At 67.2% G+C, this 536-nt stretch carries 1 pseudogene; it reads left to right on the top strand.

Going from position 1 to position 536, the window contains the following annotated elements:
• Positions 1 to 536, top strand: a pseudogene (locus EN932_RS37550) (anti-sigma factor); the annotation flags it as partial.

Genomic DNA, 536 nt, shown 5'->3' with positions numbered 1-536 from the left:
CAACGACGGATTGCCCGAGGATGCCGCAGGCATGAACCTGATGCTGCACGCGCTGGTCGATGGCGAGCTTGACGCCGCCGCGGCCATAGCCGTTGAGCGGCGCATAGCCGCCGACCCCAAGCTGGCGGCCGAACATGCCCGCGTCATGGCCTTGCAAGGCGCTGTGGCCGGACTTCCGAAGCCGCAAGTAAGCGACGCCTTCAGCGCGCGCATCGCAGCCATGGCTGCTGCCGGCAATGTCGAGGTACTGCGCCCCAAAGCGCCGACGGCACCAGCGAAGGCAAATCGAACGGGGTGGTCGGCGCGCAACTTCGGCTCATTCGATTGGCGCGCCATGGCGGCGTCTATCATGCTCAGCGCGGTGCTGGCCAGCGGTGCAACGCAATGGGCGATGCAGCCTGGCGTAGCCGATGGCTTTGCCGCAGGGGTAGCCAGCGGCCACCAGCGCAGCCTGTTGGCGATGAGCCCGGTGGATGTCGTCTCGTCGGACCGACACACGGTGAAGCCCTGGCTCGACGCAAGGCTCGGTCTTTCGC

Origin of the sequence: Mesorhizobium sp. M7A.F.Ca.US.002.01.1.1 (genome assembly GCF_004022955.1) — a bacterium.
GTDB lineage: Bacteria > Pseudomonadota > Alphaproteobacteria > Rhizobiales > Rhizobiaceae > Mesorhizobium > Mesorhizobium ciceri.
The sequence above is the reverse complement of the archived record's forward strand: the minus strand, read 5'-3'. Positions and strand labels throughout refer to the sequence as shown.